This is a genomic window from Micromonospora narathiwatensis (assembly GCF_900089605.1).
Lineage (GTDB): Bacteria > Actinomycetota > Actinomycetes > Mycobacteriales > Micromonosporaceae > Micromonospora > Micromonospora narathiwatensis.
On the sequence record NZ_LT594324.1, the window covers coordinates 393,281 to 415,799 of the forward strand.

24 protein-coding genes are annotated in these 22,519 nt (G+C 73.5%); 15 read left to right on the forward strand and 9 right to left on the reverse strand.

All coding sequences use genetic code 11. The annotated features are described in order from the left end of the window. Positions 1-125: 125 nt before the first annotated feature. The 4 genes from nrdR to GA0070621_RS01745 all read left to right on the forward strand — a co-directional run bounded on the left by nrdR (position 126) and on the right by GA0070621_RS01745 (position 5,431). Positions 126-626: a transcriptional regulator NrdR gene (gene nrdR / locus GA0070621_RS01730; RefSeq protein WP_091190993.1), complete on the forward strand. Its 501-nt coding sequence runs from the start codon at positions 126-128 to the stop codon at positions 624-626. 68 nt (positions 627-694) lie between these two features. Beyond that, positions 695-3,553 carry a vitamin B12-dependent ribonucleotide reductase gene (locus tag GA0070621_RS01735; RefSeq protein WP_091190995.1) on the forward strand — a complete coding sequence of 953 codons (2,859 nt, stop codon included), beginning with the start codon at positions 695-697 and terminating at the stop codon, positions 3,551-3,553. Between the two features lie 214 nt (positions 3,554-3,767). After that, positions 3,768-4,499 (forward strand): nucleotidyltransferase domain-containing protein, encoded by a 732-nt coding sequence (locus tag GA0070621_RS01740; protein WP_091190997.1) that lies wholly within the window; start codon positions 3,768-3,770, stop codon positions 4,497-4,499. Then, the gene (locus tag GA0070621_RS01745) at positions 4,496-5,431 is read left to right on the forward strand and encodes a DUF2332 domain-containing protein (RefSeq protein ID WP_091191000.1); all 936 of its coding nucleotides are present in this window, start codon (positions 4,496-4,498) and stop codon (positions 5,429-5,431) included. Before GA0070621_RS01740 ends, GA0070621_RS01745 begins: the two co-directional genes overlap by 4 nt. Positions 5,432-5,437: 6 nt before the next feature. Here the strand turns inward: GA0070621_RS01745 and GA0070621_RS01750 are convergent, their stop codons facing one another. Both GA0070621_RS01750 and GA0070621_RS01755 read right to left on the reverse strand, forming a co-directional pair. Next, a complete protein-coding gene (locus tag GA0070621_RS01750) occupies positions 5,438-6,619 on the reverse strand; it encodes an RNA polymerase sigma factor (protein ID WP_091201872.1) in 1,182 nt (393 codons plus the stop codon). A 65-nt stretch (positions 6,620-6,684) separates the two neighbouring features. Beyond that, entirely contained in the window at positions 6,685-7,026 is a 342-nt protein-coding gene (locus GA0070621_RS01755; RefSeq protein WP_091191004.1) for a YciI family protein, read from the reverse strand. A 215-nt stretch (positions 7,027-7,241) separates the two neighbouring features. Here GA0070621_RS01755 and GA0070621_RS01760 point away from each other — a divergent pair, with 215 nt between their 5' ends. The 4 genes from GA0070621_RS01760 to GA0070621_RS01775 all read left to right on the forward strand — a co-directional run bounded on the left by GA0070621_RS01760 (position 7,242) and on the right by GA0070621_RS01775 (position 9,317). Further along, a complete protein-coding gene (locus GA0070621_RS01760) occupies positions 7,242-7,400 on the forward strand; it encodes a hypothetical protein (protein ID WP_167666501.1) in 159 nt (52 codons plus the stop codon). Next, positions 7,397-8,374, forward strand: a complete 978-nt coding sequence (locus tag GA0070621_RS01765) for an asparaginase domain-containing protein (protein ID WP_091191008.1) — start codon at positions 7,397-7,399, stop codon at positions 8,372-8,374. The genes GA0070621_RS01760 and GA0070621_RS01765 overlap by 4 nt, the downstream gene beginning before the upstream one ends. Before the next feature lie 67 nt (positions 8,375-8,441). After that, positions 8,442-8,684, forward strand: a complete 243-nt coding sequence (locus GA0070621_RS01770) for a DUF5522 domain-containing protein (protein WP_091191010.1) — start codon at positions 8,442-8,444, stop codon at positions 8,682-8,684. Positions 8,685-8,768: 84 nt separating this feature from the next. Then, positions 8,769-9,317: a hypothetical protein gene (locus GA0070621_RS01775; RefSeq protein WP_091191012.1), complete on the forward strand. Its 549-nt coding sequence runs from the start codon at positions 8,769-8,771 to the stop codon at positions 9,315-9,317. A gap of 79 nt (positions 9,318-9,396) precedes the next feature. On the opposite strand, the gene GA0070621_RS01780 is transcribed toward GA0070621_RS01775, so the two are convergent. Next, positions 9,397-10,089 carry a metal-dependent transcriptional regulator gene (locus GA0070621_RS01780; protein WP_091191014.1) on the reverse strand — a complete coding sequence of 231 codons (693 nt, stop codon included), beginning with the start codon at positions 10,087-10,089 and terminating at the stop codon, positions 9,397-9,399. 97 nt (positions 10,090-10,186) lie between these two features. On the opposite strand from GA0070621_RS01780, the gene GA0070621_RS01785 reads away from it, so the two are divergent. From GA0070621_RS01785 to GA0070621_RS01795, 3 genes are read left to right on the forward strand one after another with little or no spacing between them, the layout of a single operon-like run. Then, positions 10,187-11,044 (forward strand): sulfurtransferase, encoded by an 858-nt coding sequence (locus tag GA0070621_RS01785; RefSeq protein ID WP_091191016.1) that lies wholly within the window; start codon positions 10,187-10,189, stop codon positions 11,042-11,044. A 48-nt stretch (positions 11,045-11,092) separates the two neighbouring features. Next, on the forward strand, positions 11,093-12,274 hold the full coding sequence (locus GA0070621_RS01790) for an acetoin utilization protein AcuC (protein ID WP_091191019.1): 1,182 nt from the start codon (positions 11,093-11,095) through the stop codon (positions 12,272-12,274). A 25-nt stretch (positions 12,275-12,299) separates the two neighbouring features. After that, positions 12,300-14,855 carry a bifunctional acetate--CoA ligase family protein/GNAT family N-acetyltransferase gene (locus GA0070621_RS01795; RefSeq protein WP_091191022.1) on the forward strand — a complete coding sequence of 852 codons (2,556 nt, stop codon included), beginning with the start codon at positions 12,300-12,302 and terminating at the stop codon, positions 14,853-14,855. Between the two features lie 3 nt (positions 14,856-14,858). Here the strand turns inward: GA0070621_RS01795 and GA0070621_RS01800 are convergent, their stop codons facing one another. Both GA0070621_RS01800 and sigB read right to left on the reverse strand, forming a co-directional pair. Beyond that, positions 14,859-15,266: a VOC family protein gene (locus GA0070621_RS01800; protein WP_091191025.1), complete on the reverse strand. Its 408-nt coding sequence runs from the start codon at positions 15,264-15,266 to the stop codon at positions 14,859-14,861. An 84-nt stretch (positions 15,267-15,350) separates the two neighbouring features. Continuing rightward, on the reverse strand, positions 15,351-16,388 hold the full coding sequence (sigB, locus tag GA0070621_RS01805) for an RNA polymerase sigma factor SigB (protein WP_091191029.1): 1,038 nt from the start codon (positions 16,386-16,388) through the stop codon (positions 15,351-15,353). A 217-nt stretch (positions 16,389-16,605) separates the two neighbouring features. Between sigB and GA0070621_RS01810 the strand changes: the two genes are divergently transcribed. Continuing rightward, a complete protein-coding gene (locus GA0070621_RS01810) occupies positions 16,606-17,394 on the forward strand; it encodes a sporulation protein (protein ID WP_091191032.1) in 789 nt (262 codons plus the stop codon). 18 nt (positions 17,395-17,412) lie between these two features. Here the strand turns inward: GA0070621_RS01810 and dtd are convergent, their stop codons facing one another. Next, the gene (gene dtd / locus GA0070621_RS01815; RefSeq protein WP_091191034.1) at positions 17,413-17,835 is read right to left on the reverse strand and encodes a D-aminoacyl-tRNA deacylase; all 423 of its coding nucleotides are present in this window, start codon (positions 17,833-17,835) and stop codon (positions 17,413-17,415) included. Then, positions 17,835-19,319, reverse strand: coding sequence for a DUF7782 domain-containing protein (locus GA0070621_RS01820; protein WP_197673936.1), 1,485 nt, complete (start codon positions 19,317-19,319; stop codon positions 17,835-17,837). The genes dtd and GA0070621_RS01820 overlap by 1 nt, the downstream gene beginning before the upstream one ends. 184 nt (positions 19,320-19,503) lie before the next feature. On the opposite strand from GA0070621_RS01820, the gene GA0070621_RS01825 reads away from it, so the two are divergent. Beyond that, complete coding sequence (locus GA0070621_RS01825) at positions 19,504-20,724, forward strand: S8 family peptidase (protein WP_091191039.1); 1,221 nt, start codon at positions 19,504-19,506, stop codon at positions 20,722-20,724. Between the two features lie 105 nt (positions 20,725-20,829). Next, positions 20,830-21,405 (forward strand): HhH-GPD-type base excision DNA repair protein, encoded by a 576-nt coding sequence (locus GA0070621_RS01830; protein WP_091191042.1) that lies wholly within the window; start codon positions 20,830-20,832, stop codon positions 21,403-21,405. A 33-nt stretch (positions 21,406-21,438) separates the two neighbouring features. Here GA0070621_RS01830 and GA0070621_RS01835 read toward each other — a convergent pair whose 3' ends face one another. After that, a complete protein-coding gene (locus GA0070621_RS01835; protein WP_091191046.1) occupies positions 21,439-21,750 on the reverse strand; it encodes a hypothetical protein in 312 nt (103 codons plus the stop codon). Beyond that, complete coding sequence (locus GA0070621_RS01840; RefSeq protein WP_167666502.1) at positions 21,740-22,051, reverse strand: hypothetical protein; 312 nt, start codon at positions 22,049-22,051, stop codon at positions 21,740-21,742. The genes GA0070621_RS01835 and GA0070621_RS01840 overlap by 11 nt, the downstream gene beginning before the upstream one ends. Before the next feature lie 102 nt (positions 22,052-22,153). Here GA0070621_RS01840 and GA0070621_RS01845 point away from each other — a divergent pair, with 102 nt between their 5' ends. Next, positions 22,154-22,513: a DUF3099 domain-containing protein gene (locus GA0070621_RS01845; RefSeq protein ID WP_197673938.1), complete on the forward strand. Its 360-nt coding sequence runs from the start codon at positions 22,154-22,156 to the stop codon at positions 22,511-22,513. The last annotated feature ends 6 nt before the right edge of the window (positions 22,514-22,519 follow it).

The window sequence follows — 22,519 nt, forward strand, 5'->3', positions numbered from 1 at the left end:
CTACCGAACGCACTCCCGTATCGTCGACCGGCGACCGCCATCGGAACGATGGCGTCGTCGCGGTCACGCGTGCCCGGGAGCCGGTCGGTGTGCCCGTGGTTGCTCTTGGTCAAGGAGGTCAGGCGATGCGGTGTCCGTACTGCCGGCACGCCGACTCCCGGGTCGTCGACTCGCGGGAGGCCGACGACGGCCAGCTCATCCGGCGGCGGCGGGCCTGCCCGGAGTGCGGCAAGCGGTTCACCACCGTCGAGGAGGCGGTGCTCGCCGTGGTCAAGCGCAGCGGGGTGACCGAGCCCTTCAGTCGCATCAAGATCATCGGCGGGGTGCGCAAGGCGTGCCAGGGCCGGCCGGTCGACGACGACTCCATCGCGCTGCTGGCGCAGAAGGTCGAGGAGACCGTACGGGCCAAGGGGGCCGCCGAGATCCCCAGCCACGAGGTCGGGCTGGCCATCCTCGGGCCGCTGCGCGACCTGGACGAGGTGGCCTACCTGCGATTCGCCAGCGTCTACCGGTCCTTCGACTCGCTCGCCGACTTCGAGCGCGAGATCGAGACGCTGCGGGCCGCCGCACGCGCCCGGGAGGGCGCCGGGGCCGAGCCGGCCGAGGTCGCCGGCCGGACCAGCTGAGTTTTTTCGGGTTTCTGACAGATTGGTACGCGCGGTGGGTGACCGCGCACACGAGGGGGGCGACGTCGGTGACGACGAGCAAGTCGCGGAACAAGGCCGGGACAGGGCTGAAGATCGAGCGCGTCTGGACGACCGAGGGGGTGCACCCCTACGACGAGGTCGCCTGGGAGCGCCGCGACGTCGTGATGACGAACTGGCGGGACGGCTCGATCAACTTCGAGCAGCGCGGGGTGGAGTTCCCCGAGTCCTGGAGCGTCAACGCGGCCAACATCGTGACCACCAAGTACTTCCGGGGCGCGGTGGGGACCCCGGAGCGGGAGTGGTCGCTCAAGCAGTTGATCGACCGGGTGGTCGGCACCTACCGCACCGCCGGTGAGGAGTACGGCTACTTCGCCACCCCGGCCGACGCGGAGGTCTTCGCGCACGAGCTGACCTGGATGCTGCTGCACCAGGTGTTCAGCTTCAACTCGCCGGTCTGGTTCAACGTGGGTACGCCGTCGCCGCAGCAGGTCAGCGCCTGCTTCATCCTGGCCGTCGACGACTCGATGGACTCCATCCTCGACTGGTACAAGGAGGAGGGGCTGATCTTCCAGGGCGGCTCCGGCTCCGGCGCCAACCTGTCCCGGATCCGGTCCTCCAAGGAACTGCTCTCCTCCGGCGGCACCGCCTCCGGCCCGGTCAGCTTCATGCGTGGTGCGGACGCCTCCGCCGGCACCATCAAGTCCGGTGGCGCCACCCGGCGCGCGGCCAAGATGGTCATCCTCGACGTGGACCACCCGGACATCGAGGAGTTCGTGGTCACCAAGGCGCGCGAGGAGGACAAGATCCGCGCGCTGCGGGACGCCGGCTTCGACATGGACCTGGGCGGCGCCGACATCGTCAGCGTGCAGTACCAGAACGCCAACAACTCGGTCCGGGTCTCCGACGAGTTCATGACCGCGGTGGAGAAGAGCGGCACCTTCGACCTGCGTGGCCGGCTCGACGGGCAGACCATCGAGACCGTCGACGCCAAGAAGCTCTTCCGCACCATCTCCCAGGCCGCCTGGGAGTGCGCCGACCCCGGCCTCCAGTACGACGACACCATCAACGACTGGCACACCTGCCCGGAGACCGGGCGGATCACCGCGTCGAACCCGTGCTCGGAGTACCTGCACCTGGACAACTCCTCCTGCAACCTGGCCTCGCTGAACCTGATGAAGTTCCTGCGCGCCGACGGCGGCTTCGAGGTGGCGAAGTTCGTCAAGTCGGTCGAGCTGGTCATCACCGCGATGGACATCTCGATCTGCTTCGCCGACTTCCCGACCGAGAAGATCGGGGAGACCACCCGCGCCTACCGGCAGCTCGGCATCGGGTACGCCAACCTGGGCGCGCTGCTGATGGCCTCCGGCCTGCCGTACGACTCGGAGCCGGGCCGGGAGGTCGCCGCGGCGATCACCTCGCTGATGACCGGCACGGCGTACCGCCGCTCGGCCGAGCTGGCCGGCATCGTCGGCGCGTACGACGGCTACGCCCGCAACGCGGAGGCGCACAAGCGGGTCATGCGCAAGCACGCCGCCGCCAACGACGTGATCAAGCCGACCGGCACGGTGGCCACCGCCATCCAGCGGGAGGCCACCAAGCAGTGGACCCTGGGCAACAGGGTCGGTGACAAGTTCGGCTGGCGGAACTCGCAGGCCAGCGTGCTCGCCCCGACCGGCACCATCGGCCTGATGATGGACTGCGACACCACCGGTGTCGAGCCGGACCTGGCGCTGGTCAAGTTCAAGAAGCTGGTCGGCGGCGGCTCGATGCAGATCGTCAACCAGACCGTGCCGCGCGCCCTGCGCAGCCTCGGCTACCCCGAGGAGCAGGTCGAGGCGATCGTCGAGCACATCGCCGACCACGGCCACGTGGTGGACGCCCCCGGCCTCAAGCCGGAGCACTACCCGGTCTTCGACTGCGCCATGGGCGAGCGGTCCATCGCGCCGATGGGCCACGTGCGGATGATGGCGGCCGTCCAGCCGTTCATCTCCGGCGCCATCTCCAAGACGGTCAACATGCCGGAGCAGGCGACCGTCGAGGACGTCGAGAAGATCTACTTTGAGGGTTGGAAGCTCGGCCTCAAGGCGCTGGCGATCTACCGGGACAACTGCAAGGTCGGCCAGCCGCTCTCGGCCGCCAAGCCGAACAAGGCCGCCGCCGAGACCCCCGCCGCCGAGGTGGCGAAGGTCGTCGAGAAGGTCGTCGAGTACCGGCCGGTGCGCAAGCGGCTGCCGAAGAAGCGCCCGTCGGAGACGATCTCCTTCTCGGTCGGCGGCGCCGAGGGCTACCTCACCGCCTCGTCGTACCCGGACGACGGCCTCGGCGAGGTCTTCCTCAAGATGTCGAAGCAGGGCTCGACCCTGGCCGGCGTGATGGACGCCTTCTCGGTGGCCATCTCCATCGGTCTCCAGTACGGCGTCCCGCTGGAGACGTACGTCAGCAAGTTCACCAACATGCGCTTCGAGCCGGCCGGCATGACCGACGACCCGGACGTGCGGATGGCGGCCTCGGTGATGGACTACATCTTCCGTCGCCTGGCCCTGGACTTCCTGCCGTACGACCGCCGCGCGGAGTTGGGCATCTTCACCGCCAAGGAGCGGGCCGCCCAGCTCCAGGCCGAGGCGGAGGCGGAGGCGAACGGCGCGGACCTCGCCGCGATGGCCGCCTCCGCCCCGGTCGCGACGCCCGAGCCGAAGACCGGCCCGGTCGCCCAGCCGAAGCAGGAGGTCGCGGACGTCGTCGTCGTCAAGCCGGCGCCGTCGGTGGGCTCCAGCACCGAGCTGCTGGAGGCCGTGATCGGCAAGGCCGCCGACGCGCCGCTCTGCTTCACCTGCGGTACGAAGATGCGGCCGGCCGGTAGCTGCTACGTCTGCGAGGGCTGCGGCTCCACCAGCGGCTGCAGCTGACCCCAACGGGGTATCGCTCGCGGGCGCGGCAGGGCTTCCTGCCGCGCCCGCGGCGTTCCGCGGTGCTCGTTCGCTGCGCGCTCGACGCGCCGATGGGCGTTGGGCGGCCTGAACGACGGTGCTTCAGTTCGCTATGGACCTGATGTCGTAGACGATTCAGCCGGGGCGCCGATCCCTGCCACCGTTACCGCCGGGCCACCCATAGACTGCGGCCATGGTGGTCTCGCCGCCGGTCGTAGCGGAGTTCGGTCGGGAACTCGCCGCGCTCAACTGGGTCGGTGGACTTCTGGTCGCGGGCTCGTTGGCGACCGGCGACTACCTTCCCCGGGTCAGCGATCTCGACCTGGTCGCCCTGGTCGACGGCCCGGTCGACGCGGACCGGCAGGCCACGCTCGCCGCCCTGCACGGTCGCCTCGACACAGACAGCGGTGAAGGTCTGCGGCTCGGCTGCGTCTACGTCGACACCGCGAGGATGCTCGACGTCCAGGTGCGGCATCCGACCTGGACCCACGGGCAGCTCGTCCAGCGGATCCTCTCCGGCATCACCCGGGCCGAACTGGTACGCCACGGGTACGCGATCTTCGGCCCCGCGCCCCGGGACGTCCTCCCGCCGATGAGCGCCGACGACGTACGCGCGGCGGCCCGCGCCGAACTCACCGGCTACTGGGCCTGGGCCGCCCGGCGTCCGTGGCTGTGGTGGGATCCGGTCATCGCCGACCTCGGACTCACGTCGATGGCCCGGGGACGCTACGCACTTCGTCACGGCGAACTGCTCACCAAGTCCGAGGCCATCCAGCGGGCTGCCGCCCCGGGGTGGCTGATCGACCAGCTCGCCGCCCGGCGCCGGGGCGAGAACGTCTCCTCACCCCGGCTACCGGCCGCCCTGATCGCCTGGCGCGACGCCCGTCGGACCGTCGCGCGGGCACGAAAGGAGCTTGAGCGATGACGACCGCGACCAGTTACGCCAGGTTCGGCGCCCGCGAGGCGCACGGTGTGTCACCCGCGTACGAGCGGCTGGCGCTGGCGGTGTCCCAGGACGACGAACTGCTCGCCCTGCTGGCGGCTCTCCCACCGGCCAAGCGGCAGCCGAACCTGCTCTTCGCCGTGGTCCGCCTCCTCGGCGGCCCGGTCGAGGATCCGGCCGCCTTCCACGACTACGCGGCGGCGAACTGGCCGGCGATCGAGGCGGAGATGCGTACCCGGTCGACGCAGACGAACGAGCCCGGGCGGTGCGCCGTACTGCTGCCGGTGCTCGCCACGCTGCCGCAGCCGCTCGCGTTGCTGGAGGTCGGCGCGTCCGCCGGCCTGTGCCTCTACCCGGACCGGTACGCCTACCGCTACGGCGAGCAGGTGCTCGGCGCGGGTGAGCCGGTCCTCGACTGCACGGCGACCGGGGTGTCGCTGCCGGCTCAGCGGCCCGAGGTGGTGTGGCGGGCCGGCCTGGATCTGAACCCGCTCGACGTGACCGACCAGGCGGACGTGGCCTGGCTGGACGCCCTCATCTGGCCGGAGCACACCCACCGGCGTACCCGGTTGCGGGCCGCGGCGGAGGTGGCCGCGGCCGACCCGCCACTGCTCGTCCGGGGCGACCTGGTGGACGACCTGCCCGCGCTGGCGGCGCAGGCCCCGGCCGGCGCCACCCTCGTGGTGTTCCACACCTCGGTGCTGTACCAGGTGCCGGCACCCCGCCGGGACGCGTTCGCCGCGCTGGTACGCGGGCTGCCCGGCCACTGGGTCGCGAACGAGGGCCCGGAGGTGCTGCGCTACGACGGGCTGCCGGAGCCGCCGAGCGGGGCACACCTCAACGTGCTCGCGCTGGACGGGAAGCCGCTCGCCTGGACGCGGGGCCACGGGCAGGGGATCACCTGGTTCGGGTAGCGCGTCTCATGGGGTGAGGGAGGCGAGACGGGTGGTCAGGAAGGCGCGTTCGGCGTCGTTGTCGACGAGGGTCAGCGCCGTGCGGTACGCGTTCGCCGCCTCCTGCCGTCGGTCCAGGCGGCGCAGCAGGTCGGCGCGGATCGCCGGGAGGTAGTGGTAGCCGGCCAGCCGGGAATCCCCGGCGAGGGCGTCGACCTCGGCCAGGGCGGCCTCCGGGCCCTCGGCCATCGACACGGCCACCGCCCGGTTGAGCGCGACGACCGGCGACGGCCAGCGTTTCAGCAGCTCGTCGTAGAGGCGTACCACCTGGGGCCAGTCGGTCGCGGCGTAGCTGGGCGCGACCGCGTGCAGCGAGGCGATGGCGGCCTGGAGCGCGTACCGGCCGACCCGGCCGGTCCGGAACGCGCCGAGGACCAGCCGGTTGCCCTCGGCGACGGCGGCCCGGTCCCAGGCGGACCGGTCCTGCTCCGCCAGCACCAGCAGCCGACCCTCGGGGTCGGTACGGGTGGCCCGGCGGGCGTCGGTGAGCAGCAGCAACGCGAGCAGGCCGCGGACCTCCGGCTCGTCGGGCATCAGGGCGAGCAGCATCCGGGTCAGGTGCAGCGCCCGGTCGACCAGGTCGGCGCGGACCAGGTCGCCGCCGGTCGGCGCGGTGTGCCCGGTGGTGTAGAGCAGGTGGATCACGGACAGCACCGCGTCCAGCCGCTCGGGCAGCTCGGCGGCCTCGGGCACCCGGTACGGGATCCGGGCCGCGGCGATCTTCTTCTTGGCCCGGGTGACCCGGGCGGCCATCGTCGGCTCGGACACCAGGAACGCCCGGGCGATGTCGCCGGTGCTCACTCCGCACACGAGGCGCAGGGTCAGCGCCACCTGTGCGTCCCGGGCCAGCGCCGGGTGGCAGCAGGTGAAGACCAGCCGCAGTCGGTCGTCGGGCACCGCGTCCTCGCCTGGATCCTCCGCCATCTCGGCCTCCACCGGCTCCACGAGCAGGGGCATCTTCGACCGGAACACCTTGTCCCGGCGCAGCACGTCGAGGGCCTTGCGTTTCGCCGTGGCGGTCAGCCAGGCGCCGGGCTTGTCGGGTACGCCATCCCGGGCCCAGGCGGCCAGCGCGGCCACGTACGCCTCCTGGACGCACTCCTCGGCGACGTCGAGATCGCCGGCGACGCGCGCCGTCGCGGCGAGCACGAAGGCCCACTCGCGACGGTGCGCGTCCGCCACGGCGCGTTCGGCCGCGGCCGTCCCGGCCTCGGTCACTCGGCCGGCGGGACGAACAGCGGCCGGACCTCGACGCCGCCGCTGATGGTGGCCGGGTTCAGCTTGGCGATCCTCAGGGCCACGTCCAGGTCGGGCGCCTCCAGGATGAAGAACCCGGCGACGACCTCCTTGGCCTCGATGAACGGGCCGTCGGTGACGAGGTCGCCGCGGATCGCCGTGGCGGTGGTGCTGGGCTGGAGCGCGAACCCCGTGACGATCTTGCCGCCCAGCTCCTCGACCTGCGCCGGGTACCGCTCCAACAGCGCCAGGTAGTCCGGCGTGATCTCCGTCGGGTCGGCCGGCGCGGGCGAGTAGATCAGGACTGCGTACTGGGCCATGAGGTTCTCCTCTTGATCGGTGTTCCGCCTTCTTGCCAACCCGACGATCGGGTCCGGCCGGATTCGACAGCGCTCCGTGGGAAAGTTTTCCGGACGCCGTGGCCGTCGTCACGCAGGCGCGAGGCCGCGCACGCGACGCGGCCGGAACCGTTCGTCGCGTACCCGGCCCGACTGGGGACGGGAACCGACCCGGCCGGCGACTAGGGTCTCCTGTCGTGACCGAACCGAGCTGGCTGACCGAGACCCGCGCCGCGTACGACACGGTCGCCGTGGACTACGCGCGGCTGATCCCCGATGTGGTGGAGGGCCCGCTCGACCGGGGCATGCTGGCCGCCTTCGCCGAGCGGCCGGACCTGACGGTGGAGGACCGGTGACCGTCGCGTTGTTCACCCTCGGCGGCACGATCGCCATGGCCGGGAGCGCCGGTCAGGGCGTGGTCAACCGGCTCACCGGGGCCCAGCTCACCGCCGCCGTACCGGGGCTCGCCGACGTTCCGCTCGACGTCCACGACGTGCGGGCGGTGCCGAGCGCCGCGCTGACGTACCGGCAGGTTCTGGACCTGGTCGACACGGCGGGCGCGGCGGTGGCCGCCGGGGCGACCGGCGCGGTGGTCACCCAGGGCACCGACAGCCTGGAGGAGACGGCGTTCCTGGCCGACCTGGTCTGGCCGTATTCGGCGCCGCTGGTGGTCACCGGCGCGATGCGCAACCCGACCCTCGCCGGCCCGGACGGCCCGGCGAACCTGCTCGCCGCCGCCCGGGTCGCCGCCGCGCCGGCCGCGCGCGACCTCGGCGTGCTGGTCGCGTTCAACGACGAGATCCACGCCGCGCGGCACGTCCGCAAGACCCACAGCACCAGTACGGCCACCTTCGCCTCGCCCAACGCCGGCCCGCTCGGCCACGTCATCGAGGGGGAGGTACGCCTGCTCACCCGGCCGCCCCGACGCGCCCCGCTGCCGCCGGTGGACGCCGGCCGGCTCGCCGCAACCCGGGTGGCGCTGCACACGGTCACCCTCGACGACGACGTGGCGCTGCTCGACGGGCTCGCCCGCGACCTGGACGGGCTGGTGGTGGCCGGTTTCGGGGTGGGGCACGTGCCGCCGGACTTCGCCCCGGCGCTCGGCGCGCTGGCGGAACGGATGCCGGTGGTGCTCGCCTCGCGGACCGGCGCCGGGTCGGTGCTGCGGCGCACGTACGGGGCGGTCGGCTCGGAGACCGACCTGCTCCGGCGCGGGCTGGTCGGTGGCGGGCTGCTCGACCCGTACAAGGCCAAGGTGCTGCTCCGACTCCTGCTGGCCGGCCGCGCGGACCGCGCCGCGGTCGCCGACGCCTTCGCCCGGCACGGGTAGCCCGGCCCAGGCGTTGAAGCCCGGTACGGGCGGGTGGGTGTCCGCGCGATCTCCGTAGACTCGCCGGGTGAGCGGAGAGCGACGACCTCTGGCGGGGCGGCCGTTGACCGAGCCGCACCCGTCCCGGCTCTCGCCCGAGCACCCGCACCGGGAGCGGATTCTGACCGCCCACGCGGCGGCGCTGGCCGCCGGGGAGGCCGGCTACCTCGACCCGGAGACCGCGCTGTTCGTCCTCACCGCCGGGTTCCTCGCCCGGCGTGGCACCTGCTGCGGGCGAGGCTGCCGGCACTGTCCGTACGTGGACGATTGACGACTTCCCTCGCACGCGGGCACCCCGTTACGGTGTCCGACGGACATCCGGCGGGTTCCCGTCGACGATCGCGGAGGTCTCCACGTGCACGCCCGGATCTGGCTCGCCGCTTCGGCCGTACTGCTGACCGCCGGCTGCACCGCGGACGCCACCCCGGTGGCGTTGCCGGCGGCGGCGCCGAAGCGGGTCGAGGTGGCCGCCGCCTCCTCGGGCGGCGCCTGCCGGCTGCTCGACTTCGGGGTGATCGCCAAGCACACCGGGGCCCGGTTCGACGTGGCCGCCGCCGTGGAGCGGGGCGACACGCACACCTGCGTGCTCCGCGCCGAGGCCGCCCTGCTGCCGGAGCTGACCCTCAGCGTCACCGAGACGTCGATCGACACGTCGGGTTTCACCCAGGACGTGCTGCCCAGGGGCGCCACGAAGGTCAGCAAGCTGGGGAAGATCGCCTACCAGCATCACCTGCCGAAGGCCGGCAAGGTCGGCCCGGTGGCCGAGGTGGGCTGGCTCGCCACCGAGGGGCGGCTGGCCACCCTGCGCTGGACCTGCCCCAACGGCAGCGACGTGGGGGAGGCCCAGAAGATGGCCGGCAAGCTGGTCAACCTGGCCAAGGCGGTGGACACCCGCCAGCTGTGACCGGCGGGGCCAGCCTGACCGCTGTGGCCGGCGCGGGGCCAGCCGGACCGGCGGGTCGGCGAACAGCGCTGACCGGAGGTCAGCGGGCCGCGACGAACACCCGGGAGGCCACCTCGCGGGGCAGCCGGACCCGGTCGCCCGAGCGGTCGATGGAGACGCCGTCGCGCTCCTGGGCCACGGTCACCGTCGCACCCGGGTCCACGCCGGCCGCGTGCAGTTGCCGGAGCACGTCCGCGTCGGTCTGCACGCTCTCGCAGATCCGCCGGACCACGACCGGACCGGTCAGACCGGGGAAGGCGAGGTTGCGCTCGGTCTCCGTGGACGTGGACTCGGTCTCCGGCTGGCCCGGCTCGCCCAGCTCCTCCAGACCGGGGATCGGGTTGCCGTACGGCGAGCGGGTGGGGCGGTTGAGCAGGTCGTAGACCCGCTTCTCCACCGCGTCGCTCATCACGTGCTCCCACCGGCAGGCCTCGTCGTGGGCCTCCTCGTAGGGCATCCCGATCACGTTGACCAGCAGCAGCTCGGCCAGCCGGTGCTTGCGCATGACCGCAACCGCGGTGCTGCGCCCCAGCGAGGTGAGCGACAGGTGCCGATCGCCCTCGACGGTGAGCAGGCCGTCCCGCTCCATCCGGGCGACGGTCTGGCTGACGGTGGGGCCGCTCTGGCGCAGCCGCTCGGCGATCCGGGCACGCAGCGGTGGCACCCCCTCCTCCTCCAGCTCGAGGATGGTGCGCAGATACATCTCGGTCGTATCGACCAGGTCATGCTTCACGTCATGGCCTCCCGGTCGTCGATGCTACCCCGGACCACCGACACCCGGCCGCCGCCGAAGCGCGGGGTCGCTGCCCGGATGGTGTTGACTGGACCGCATGTCCGGAACCGCAGACCTGCTGGTCGAGCCCGACCGGCTCGCCGCCGAACTCGACCGCGCCGACCCGCCCACCCTGCTCGACGTCCGCTGGCGGCTCGCCGGCCCGCCCGGCCGGGACGACTACACCGCCGGCCACCTGCCCGGCGCCGTCTTCGTCGACCTGGACACCGAGCTCTGCGGCCGACCGGGCGCCGCCGGCCGGCACCCGCTGCCCGACCCCGCCGCGCTCCAGGCCGCGCTGCGTGCCGCCGGGGTCCGCGCCGGTCACCCCGTCGTGGTGTACGACGGCGGCGACGGCATGTCCGCCGCCCGAGCCTGGTGGACGCTGCGCTGGGCCGGCCACCGGGCGGTCCGGGTGCTGCACGGCGGCTTCCCCGCCTGGGTCGCCGCCGGACTGCCGGTCTCCACCGCGGCACCCGCCCCGACGCCCGGCGACGTGATCGTCACGCCGGGTGAGCTGCCGGTGCTCGACACGGGGGAGGCCGCCCGGCTGGCCGCCGCCGACGCCGGGGTGCTGCTCGACGTGCGGGCCGCCCCGCGCTACCGGGGCGAGACCGAGCCGATCGACCCGGTCGCCGGGCACGTGCCGGGCGCGGTCAACCTGCCCGCGCCGGAGTACGTCACCGACGGCCGGTTCCCCGCCGCCGAGGCGCTGCGTCAGCGGTTCGCCGACGCCGGGGTCGCCTCGGGCGCGCCGGTCGGGGCGTACTGCGGCTCCGGGGTGACCGCCGCGCAGGCGGTCCTGGCGCTGCACCTCGCCGGCCGCCCGGATGCCGCCCTGTACGTCGGCTCGTGGAGCAACTGGGTGGCCGACCCGGACCGTCCGGTCGCCACCGGTGGGACACCCGGCCACTGAACACCGCGGGGAACAGGCGTGCCCAGGACCACGTGCGACGATGACCCCATGGCCGACGACACGGTGGTGGTGTGGGACGAGGGCCTGCTCGCCTACGACATGGGTGACCATCCGCTCGACCCGGTCCGGGTCGAGCTGACCATGGCGCTCGCCCGCGAACTCGGCGTGCTCGACCGGCCCGGGGTCCGGCTGGTCAAGCCGGAGCCGGCCGACGACGAGCTGCTGACCCGGGTGCACGACCCGCGCTACCTGGACGCGGTGCGGGCCGCGCCCCGGGACCCGCTCTTCGCCGGCTTCGGGCTGGGCACCTCGGACAACCCCGTCTTCGACGGCATGCACGAGTCCAGCGCCCTGGTCGCCGGGGCGAGCGTGGCCGCCGCCGAGGCGGTCTGGCGGGGGGACGCCCGCCGCGCGGTCAACGTGGCCGGCGGGCTGCACCACGCCATGCCGGACCGGGCCGCCGGGTTCTGCGTCTACAACGACCCGGCGGTGGCCATCGCCCGCCTGCTCGACCTCGGCGCGGAGCGGATCGCGTACGTGGACGTGGACGTGCACCACGGCGACGGCGTGCAGCAGATCTTCTACCACGATCCCCGGGTGCTCACGGTGAGCCTGCACGAGACCCCGCTCGCGCTCTTCCCCGGCACCGGGTTCCCCGACGAGACCGGCGGTCCGGGCGCGGAGGGCAGCGCGGTCAACCTGCCGCTGCCGCCCGGCGTGGGCGACGCCGGTTGGCAGCGCGCCTTCCACGCCGTCGTACCGTCGGTGCTGCGGGCGTTCCGGCCCCAACTGCTGGTCACCCAGTGCGGGGCGGACGGCCACCGGCTCGACCCCCTCGCGGACCTGCAACTCTCCGTGGACGGGCAGCGGGCCACCTACCGGACGCTGCGGGCGCTCGCCGACGAGCTGTGCGACGGCCGCTGGGTGGCCACCGGCGGCGGCGGGTACGCGCTGGTCGAGGTGGTGCCCCGGGCCTGGACGCACCTGCTCGCCGTGGCCACCGGGGAACCGATCGACCCGGCCACGCTCACCCCGCCCGCCTGGCGGGAACTGGCGGCGAAGCGGCGGCCCGGCCACGAGGTGCCGCTGCGGATGACCGACGACGTCGACCCGGCGTACGAGCCGTGGCAGCCCAACGGCGAGCCGGATCCGGTGGGCCGGGCGATCGCGGCCACCCGCCGGGCCGTCTTCCCACTGCTCGGGCTCGACCCGTACGACCCACGCGACTGACCGGACGGTAGGGGAGGACCGACCGGTGACCACTGTCGAGCAACCGGTGGACGTGCTGCTCAGCGACGGCACGGCCGTGCAGCTGCGACAGATCCGTCCCGCCGACGCCCCCGAGATCGTGGCGATGCACTCGCGCTTCTCCGAGCGCACCCGCTACCTGCGCTACTTCTCGCCGTATCCGCGTATCCCGGAACGGGACCTGCGGCGGTTCGTCAACGTCGACCACCGCGACCGGGAGGCGTTCGTGGTGCTGGCCGGCGACCGGATCGTGGCCGTCGGCCGGTACGAGCGGCTCGGCCCCGGGTCTCCGGAGGCCGAGGTGGCCTTCGTGGTGGAGGACGAGTACCAGGGCCGGGGGATCGGCTCGGTGCTGCTGGAACACCTGGCCGACGCGGCCCGCCGGTTCGGCATCGTGCACTTCGTCGCCGAGGTGCTCCCGGCCAACGGGGCGATGCTGCGGGTCTTCTCCGACTTCGGCTACCAGGTCCAGCGCCAGTACGCCGACGGCGTGGTGCACCTGAGCTTCCCGATCGCACCCACCGACGCGACGCTGGAGGTGCAGCGTGGCCGGGAGCACCGCACCGAGGCCCGCTCGATCGCCCGGCTGCTCGCCCCGCGCGGCATCGCCGTCTACGGGGCCAGCACCAGCGGGCAGGGCGTCGGCGCGGCCCTGCTCGGGCACCTGCGCGACGGCGGGTTCACCGGCGCGATCGTGCCGGTGCACCCGAGCGCGGCGACGGTGGCCGGGCTGCCCGCGTACCCGTCGGCGGCCGACGCCGGGCTCGACGTCGACCTGGCGGTGGTGGCGGTGGCGCCGGAGGCGGTGCCGGAGGTGGTCGCCGACGCCGCGGCGGCCGGCGCGCACGGCCTGGTGGTGATCTCGGCCGGGTTCGCCGAGGCCGGGCCGGCGGGGGCGGCCGTCCAGCGCGCCCTGGTCCGCGCCGCGCACCTGGCCGGCATGCGGGTGGTCGGCCCGAACTGCCTCGGCGTCGCCAACACCGACCCGGCGGTACGCCTCAACGCCACCCTCGCCCCGGTGCTGCCCGCCGCCGGCCGGGTCGGCGTGTTCAGTCAGTCCGGCGCGTTCGGGGTGGCCCTGCTCGCCGAGGCGTCCCGGCGCGGTCTCGGCCTGTCCAGCTTCGTCTCCGCCGGCAACCGGGCCGACGTCTCCGGCAACGATCTGCTCCAGTACTGGCAGGACGACCCCGGCACCGACGTCATCACGCTCTACCTGGAGACCTTCGGCAACCCGCGCAAGTTCGCCCGGCTGGCCCGGCGGATCGGCCGGAGCAAGCCGATCGTCGCGCTCGCCTCGCTGGCCCGCCCGCCGGGGCTGGGCGACGGGCCGGCGCTGGACGCCGCCGCGGTCAGCGCGCTCTTCGCCCAGTCCGGGGTGATCCGGGTGGACACCGTCGCCGAACTGCTCGACGTGGGCGTGCTCCTGGCCCACCAGCCGCTGCCGGCCGGCCGCCGGGTCGCCGTGGTCGGCAACTCGTCGGCGCTGACCGGGCTGGCCGCCACCGCCTGCGCCGCCCAGGGGCTCACCGTCGCCGACGGCTACCCGCACGACGTCGGCCCCCGGGCCGGTGCCGTCGAGTACGCCGCCGCGCTCGCCGCCGCCACCGCCGACGAACGGGTGGACGCCGTGGTGGCCGTCTTCGCGCCGCCGCTGCCCGGCCAGCTCACCGATCCGGAGGCCGACTTCACCGGCGCCCTGCCCGACGCGGCGGCCGTCGGCAAGCCGGTGGTGGCGACCTTCCTCGCTGGCCGGGTGCCCGCCGGGGTGCCGGCGTACCCGAGCGTGGAGGAGGCGGTACGGGCGCTCGGCCGGGTCGCCACGTACGCCGACTGGCTGCGCCGCCCGCCCGGCGTGCCGCCCGAGCTGGGCCGGGTGGACCGGGTGGCCGGGCAGGCGGCGCTGCGGGCCGACGGCACGGATCCGGCGGGGCTGCTGCGCGCGTACGGGATCGACGTGGTGGGCTCGGCGCCGGCGCGCTCGGCCGACGAGGCGGTGGCGGTGGCCGAGCGGCTCGGCTGGCCGGTCGCCCTCAAGGCCGCCGCCCCCGGGCTGCGGCACCGGCTCGACCTCGGCGCGGTCCGGCTCGACCTCGCCGACCCGGTCACGCTGCGCCGCGCGTACGCCGAGATGGCTCCGGTCTTCGGCGCGGACGTCCTGGTCCAGCCGATGGTCCAGCCCGGCGTGGCCTGCGTGGTGGAGCTGGTGGAGGATCCGGCGTTCGGGCCGGTGGTCGGGTTCGGCCTGGGCGGCGTCGCCACCGAGCTGCTCGGCGACCGGGCCTGGCGGGCGGTGCCGCTCACCGACCGGGACGCCGCCGAGCTGGTCGACGAGCCCCGGGCCGCCCCGCTGCTGCGTGGCCACCGGGGTGCCGTGCCGGTGGACCGGGTGGCGCTGGTCGACCTGCTGCTGCGGGTCGGGCGGCTCGCCGACGAGCAGCCCCGGGTCCGCTCGCTCACCCTCAATCCGGTGCTGGCCCGCCCGGACGGCATCTCGGTGCTGCACGCCACCGTCCGCACCGGCGTCGAGGCGCCCCGCCCCGACACCGGCCCCCGCCGGCTGTGAGCCTCAGCCGCGGCTGGAGATCTGCTGCACGGTCCAGGCGTTGCCGTCCGGGTCGGTGAAGAAGACGAAACCGACGTTGTCCAGCGGGTGTGGCACCGGAAACGGGTTCTGCCCGAGCACCTGGATCTCGCTGACCTCGACGCCCCGCTCGACCAGCTCGGCGCGGGCCCGCTCGATGTCGGGCACGACGAGCTGAACCCCCTTGAGCGAGCCGGGCGGCATGTCGGGCAGCGGGCCCCGGCCGATCACGATCGAGCAGCCCGAGCCGGGCGGGGTGAGCTGGACGATCCGTGCGTCGTCGCCGAACCGGGTGTCGTGGTCGACCACGAAGCCGAGCCGCTCGGCGTAGAACTCCTTGGCCCGGTCCACGTCGGAGACCGGCACCACCACCACTTCCAGGGTCCAGTTCATCGTCCCTGCCTAGCGGTCGCGGTGCGGCGATTCAAGCACCGACGGCCCCGGCGAACCGCCGGGGCCGTCGGGGTGCCGTCCCGCTCAGCAGGCGTACGCCTCCAGGCGGTTGGCGCGCTCCGGGGCGCGCAGCTTCAGCAGCGTCACCTTCTCGATCTGCCGGATCCGCTCCCGGGACAGGCCGAACTCGCGGCCCACCTCGTCGAGGGTGCGCTGCCGGCCGTCGTCCAGGCCGAACCGCAGCCGGATCACCGCCTGCTCCCGCTGGGACAGGGTGGCCAGCACGATCCGTACCTCGTTGCGCAGCTCTCCGTTGGCGGCGACGTCGCCCGGCTCCTCGCGCGGGTCCACCGCGGCGACGAAGTCACCGAGCGCGCTCTCGCCGTCCTCGCCGACCGCCTGGTCCAGGCTCACCGGCTCCCGGTCGTACGAGATCAGCTCGATCACCTGGAACTCGGGGATCTCCAGCGCCTTGGCCACCTCGGCGACGGTGGGTTCGCGGCCCAGCGCGACGGACAGCTCGCGGCGGACCCGGACCATCCGGTTGACCTGCTCGACCATGTGCACCGGGATGCGGATGGTGCGGGCCTGGTCGGCCATGGCGCGGGTGATGGCCTGGCGGATCCACCAGGTGGCGTAGGTGGAGAACTTGTAGCCCTTGGTGTAGTCGAACTTCTCGACCGCGCGGATCAGGCCGAGGTTGCCCTCCTGGATCAGGTCGAGGAAGGCCATGCCCCGACCGGTGTAGCGCTTGGCGATGCTCACCACCAGTCGCAGGTTCGCCTCCAGCAGGTGGTTCTTGGCGGCGTGGCCCTCGGTCACGATCAGCTCCAGGTCGGCGCGGAGTTCGGCGGAGACCGGGGTGCAGGTGGACAGCTTCTCCTCGGCGAAAAGGCCGGCCTCGATCCGCTTGCTCAGCTCGACCTCCTGGGCGGCGGTGAGCAGCTTGGTGCGGCCGATGCCGTTCAAATAAGCCCGGACCAGGTCGGTGGAGACGCCGCGCTCGTCGGTGGCGTCCAGGTCGGTCAGGGCGGCGTCCTGGTCGGTCGGGTTTGCGGTGCCGAGCTCGGCGTCGATGGTGGCAGCCGGGCGGGTCTGGTGCTCGATCATCTGCTGGGCCATCTCTGTTCTCCCCGTGTCCGTCGTGCCGCGTCCCGGTTCCGCGCCCTGTGCCGCAGCGGCGCCGGTGAGAACAGCTTGGCGGTCGGGGCGTAAAACGGGAGTGAGGCGATCGGGGAACCGACACCAATCCGCGCGGAATGCCCGGTGTCGCGGGCCGGATCCGGTTACCGTGCCAGCGGCCGGTCGGGACCGGCGGCACGGGCGATCGGAGGACGCGGTGGTCTTCAAGCGGCTCAGGCAGGCGACGGGGGTGGGCGGACCGGCGGTGGACACGGTGCTGGCCGACTCCGACTGCCGTCCCGGCGGCCACCTGGAGGGCCGCGTCCAGCTGGTCGGCGGGGACCACCCGGTGGAGGTGACCCAGGTGGCGCTCGGCCTGGTCACCGGGGTCGAGGTGGCGAGCGGCGACTCCGGGTACGAGACCACCCAGCAGTTCGGCCGGGCGCACGTGACCGGTGCGTTCGGGCTGGACCCGGGGCAGCGGTACGACGTGCCCTTCCGCTTCGAGGTGCCCTGGGAGACCCCGCTGACCGACCTGTACGGCCAACGCCTGCCGGGCGTGACGATGCGGCTGCGGACCGAGCTGGAGGTGGCCCGCGCGGTCGACCAGAGCGACCTGGACCCGGTGTCGGTGCACCCGTTGCCGGCCCAGGAGCGGCTGCTGGAGGCGTTGCTGCGGCTGGGCTTCCGGTTCGCCCGGGCCGGCGTCGAGCGTGGGCACCTCTACGGCGTGCACCAGACGCTGCCGTTCTATCAGGAGATCGAGTTCCTCCCGGCACCGTCGTACGCCCACGCGATCGACCAGTTGGCGGTCACCTTCGTGACCGACCCGGACCGGATGCGGGTGGTGCTGGAGGTGGACCGGCGGGGCGGCCGGTTCACCGAGGGCGGAGACGCCTTCGGCCGTTTCACCGTCGACCACGCCACCGTGGACCGTACGGACTGGGCCGCCCAGCTCGACGCCTGGCTCCGCGAGTCCCTCTCCCGCCGCGGCCTCCTCTCCTGACTCTCCGCCGGGGCGGGGTCAGAGGTCCAGGAGGACCGTGCGGGGGCCCACGTTGACGCTCTCGACCAGCATGTGGGCACGGAAGCGGCCGGTCTCGACCGGCGCGCCGCGCTCGCGCAGGGCCTCGACGACCGCGGTGACCAGGGGTTCGGCCACCTCGGCGGGGGCCGCCGCCGTCCAGGTCGGCCGCCGGCCCTTGCGGGCGTCGCCGTAGAGGGTGAACTGGCTGACCACCAGGATCGGCGCACCGGTGTCGGCGGCGCTCTTCTCGTCGTCGAGGATGCGCAGCTCGTGGATCTTGCGGGCCATGGTGGCCGCCACCTGCGGGGTGTCGGCGTGGGTCACGCCGAGCAGCACCAGCAGGCCGTTGTCGATCTCGCCGACCACCTCGTCGCCGACGGTCACGCTGGCCCGGCTGACCGTCTGCACCACCGCCCGCATCAGTCCGTCACCGGCTCGACGATGCCCCGCTCGACCAGGTGCGCCACGATCGGGCCGGCCGCCTCGGCCAGCTCGTCCGGGGTGACGTCGTGCGCGGCGGCGAGCAGCGCGAGCTGGTCGCGCAGCGGCAGCCGGCCGTCCGCGCCGCCGACCAGGGCCAGCACCAGCGGGTCGATCTCCTCGGTCCAGCGCAGCCCGTGCGGCATGGCCAGGACCTGCCGGTCCACCGCCCAGCCCTCGTCGCCCATGGTCGCCTCCTGCCGTAGCTGGAGCCCCTCGGCGGCCCGGTAGCGCGCGGCGAGCAGCCCGTCGGCGTCACGGGACCGGAGCCAGTCCTGCCGGTCGAACCACTCGGCGATCCGGTCGCCCATCGGCGGTTCCACCCGCTGGCGCAGGTCCTCCACCCGGACGACCGGCTGGTCGTTGCCGGAGCGGCGCAGCGAGACGATGCCGAAGCCGACCGCCTCCACCTTGTGCGCGTCGAACCAGTCCAGCCAGGCCGCCATCCGCTGCGGGTCGGCCGCCTCGCCGACGTCGGTCAGCCACAGGTTGACGTACGCCATCGGGTCGGCCACCTCGCGCTGGATCACCCAGGCGTCCAGCCCGGTGCCGGCGAACCAGCCGGCCACCCGCTCGTCCCACTCCTCGCCGGCGACGTGCACCCAGTTGGCCAGGTACTGCATCGTGCCGCCCTCGGTGAGCAGGTGCGGGGCGGCGGCGGCCAACTCGGCGCCGATCGCGTCGCCGACCCGGCCCGAGTCCCGGTAGACGTGCGTGGTGGTGCCGGGGCCGACCACGAACGGCGGGTTGCTGACCACCAGGTCGAACCGGCGCCCGGCGACCGGGGCGACCATGTCCCCGCGCAGCAGCTCCCAGTCCTGGCCGTTGAGCGCGGCGGTGGTGGCGGCGAAGCGCAGCGCCCGCTCGGAGACGTCGGTCGCGGTCACCCGCCGGGCGTGGGTGGACAGGTGCAGGGCCTGTACGCCGGAGCCGGTGCCCAGGTCCAGCGCGGTCTCCACCGGGCGGCGGACGGCGGCGCCGATCAGCGTCTGGGTGGCCCCGCCGATGCCGAGCACGTGCTCGCTGTGCAGCGGCTTCCCGGGCCGGGCGCTGGCCGGCACGTCGGCGAGCACCCACCAGTCGTCGCCGTACGGTTCGAGGTCGACGCCGGCGCGCAGGCCGTCGGCGTACCGCTCGACGATCCCGCCGGCGACGGCCTCCGCTACGGTGAGCGGGGCGAGCGCGGCGGCCACCGCCGCCTCCGGCTCGGTCTGGTCGCAGATGAAGACCCGGATCAGCGTGGCGAGCGGGTCGCGGTCCTCGGTGGCGCGCAGCGCGGCCCGGAAGTCGTTGCGGGCCACCCCGCCGGTGGCCTGCGAACCGAGCCGGTCGGCGATGCCGTTGGCGGTGAAGCGCGCCCGGGTCAGCGCGGTCCGCAGCGCCTCGACGCCGGCGGGGGAGAGGAGCATGTCTTGACGGTCCACATCGCCATCCTGCCCTCCCGGTGTCGTCGACCGGCCGGCACCCGCGACTTCCATACCGCGAACACCATACATTTGCCGTGATCCCTTTCATCAACTTCGATGTCTGGCTACCATCTCCCCCAACATCCGCCGATGGGTGCCCCGATGGCCACGAGCCCGGGCGTGCCCGGTAGGGAGCCAGACAATGTCCGACGTGTCCGTGCCCCGGCGGCGCGCCCTCCGCGCGCTCGCCATCGCCGCAACCGCCGCGGCCCTCTCCGCCGCCGCCTCCACCCCCGCCCTCGCCGCCCCCACCGGCGACATCCGCTACGCGGGCTCCCCGGACGCCGTCAGCGGCAGCTACCTGGTGGTGCTCAAGAGCGACACCGTGGGTTCCGTCAACAGCCCCGCCGCCCGCACCGCGGTCCCGGAGCGCGCCGCCGGACTCGCCAAGCGCTACGGCGGCTCGGTCGGCACGGTCTGGAGCGCCGCGCTGACCGGCTACAGCGCGAAGATGAGCGCGGGCCAGGCCCGCCGGCTCGCCGCCGACCCGGCCGTCGCGTACGTCGAGCAGGACCAGGTGGTTACCCTCCAGGGCACCCAGACCGGCGCGACCTGGGGGCTGGACCGGATCGATCAGCGGAACCTGCCGCTGAACGGCAGCTTCACCTACCCGAACACGGCCACGAACGTGCGGGCGTACATCATCGACACCGGTATCCGGATCACCCACAGCAACTTCGGTGGCCGGGCTAGCTGGGGCACCAACACCGTGGACAGCAACAACACCGACTGCAACGGCCACGGCACGCACGTCGCCGGCACCGTCGGCAGCAGCACCTACGGCGTGGCCAAGGGCGTCCGCCTGATCGCGGTCAAGGTGCTCAACTGCGCCGGCAGCGGCACCACGGCCGGCGTGGTGAACGGCGTCAACTGGGTCACCGCGAACGCGGTCAAGCCGGCCGTGGCCAACATGAGCCTCGGCGGCGGCGCCAGCACCACCCTCGACAACGCGGTGGCCAGCTCGGTCAGCTCCGGCGTCACGTACGGCGTCGCGGGCGGCAACGACAACGCCAACGCCTGCAACTACTCCCCGGCCCGGGTCTCCTCCGCGATCACCGTCGGCGCCACCACCAGCACCGACGCCCGTGCCTCGTACTCCAACTACGGCTCCTGCCTGGACATCTTCGCGCCGGGCTCGTCGATCACGTCGACCTGGAGCACCAGCGACAGCGCCACCAACACGATCAGCGGCACCTCGATGGCCACGCCGCACGTGGTCGGCGCGGCCGCGCTCGTGCTCGGCGCCAACCCGTCGTACACCCCGGCGCAGGTGAAGAGCTACCTCACCAGCAACGCCACCAGCGGCGTGGTGACCAGCCCCGGCAGCGGCTCGCCGAACCGGCTGCTCTTCGTCGTCAACTGACGACCCGCCCCGTACGCGGCCCGGTGGACCCCGTCCGCCGGGCCGCGTCGCGTCGTCGCGGGGAGTCGCCGTGGCGGGCGGCGGCCCGACCGGCAGGATGGGGGCATGACGCTCTCCCTGCCCATCGACCCCGAGGCCAACGCGCTGCTGGCGCGCAGCCCGCTGGCGCTGCTCCTCGGCATGGTGCTCGACCAGCAGGTGCCGATGGAGAAGGCATTCTCCTCGCCGTACGTCCTCGCCCAGCGGATCGGTCACGAGCCGGACGCCCGGGAGCTGGCCGGCTACGACCCGGAGGCCCTGGTCACGATCTTCGCCCAGCCGCCGGCCCTGCACCGGTTCCCCAAGGCCATGGCGGCCCGGGTCCAGGAGGTGTGCCGGGTCCTGGTCGAGCGGTACGACGGCGACCCGGCCGGGCTCTGGTCCGACGTCACGGACGGCCGTGAGCTGCTGCGCCGGGTCGGCGAACTGCCCGGCTTCGGCAAGCAGAAGGCGCAGATCTTCGTCGCCCTGCTCGGCAAGCGGTTCGGCATCGCCCCGGCCGGCTGGCGGGAGGCCGCCGGCGGGTACGGCGAGGCCGAGGCGTACCGGTCGGTGGCGGACGTGACCGGCCCCGAGGCGCTGCGCCAGGTCCGGGAGTACAAGCAGCGGATGAAGGCCGAGGCGAAGGCCGCGAAGGGCTGACCCGGCCGCCGCGTACCCCGGTCGTCGGGTCGGTCAGGCGGCGGTGGGGCGGGACAGCGCGGCCAGCGCCCGGCGTACGTCGGCGAGCGAGACCGTCGCCGAGTCGTCCAGATCGGCCAGCCCGGCCTCGATCCACTGCCGCATCAGCGTGGTCACCCCGATGCCGCGCGCCTCGGCGACGGCCCGGACCCGTTCGTACGTCTCCAGCGGCAGGCGGACCGAGCGGCTGACCATCGGCACGTCGGTGTCGGGGGTGGGCAGCTCGGCCGGCTGTGTCTCGTCGATCAGGTCGGCGAACGCGTCGCCGCCGTCGTGGAACCGCTTGGTCGCCTCGTTACGGTGCATCGTGACCGCCTCCTCGTCGGCGTGATCTCCGCACCGTCTCGTCGTAGCGCTTGGCCTCGACGTCGCTCAGTTCGCGGGCGGAGAGGATGTCCCAGTCGTTGTCGGTGCCGTCGGCCTCGGCCAGCAGCACGGCGAGGCGCCGCCCCCGGTGGTCGGTCGCGTAGACCACCATGACGTCGTCCCCGAGGTGCCGGATGACCCGTCGCGTGCTGTGCAGGGCCTCCCAGACTTCCCCCGGCGTGACGTCGTAGACCCGCAGGTTGGCCAACGCCTCGTCGGTGAAGCTGAACCGGTTGCCCACGGGCGGAGCGTACCACGCACGTAACACGCACGCCTTGTCACGATTTTCGCCGATCAACCGTCCGGGGTGACAGGATGAGGCGTAATCCCCTTGAGGAGGTCCGTGGTGAAGCGTCAGGCGTACCAGCCGATCCTGATCACCGACGCCTCGCGCAGCCAGGACGACCAGCTCACCAGCCGGCAGAAGCGCTACGTGCTGATGATGGGCATCCGGGTCGCGTGTCTGGTGGCCGGCGCGATCCTGGTCGGCGCGAAGGCGCCCCTGCTCTGGCTCTGGCTGCCGCTGTGCGGCATCGGGATGGCGCTCATCCCGTGGCTGGCGGTGCTGCTGGCCAACGACCGCCCCCCGAAGGAACAGCACCGCCTGACCAACAAACTCCACCACCGCCCCCCTGCCGCCACCCCACCCACGGCCCTCCCCGCCGAACAGTCCCCCCACAAAATCATCGACGCCGAACCCTAACCACCC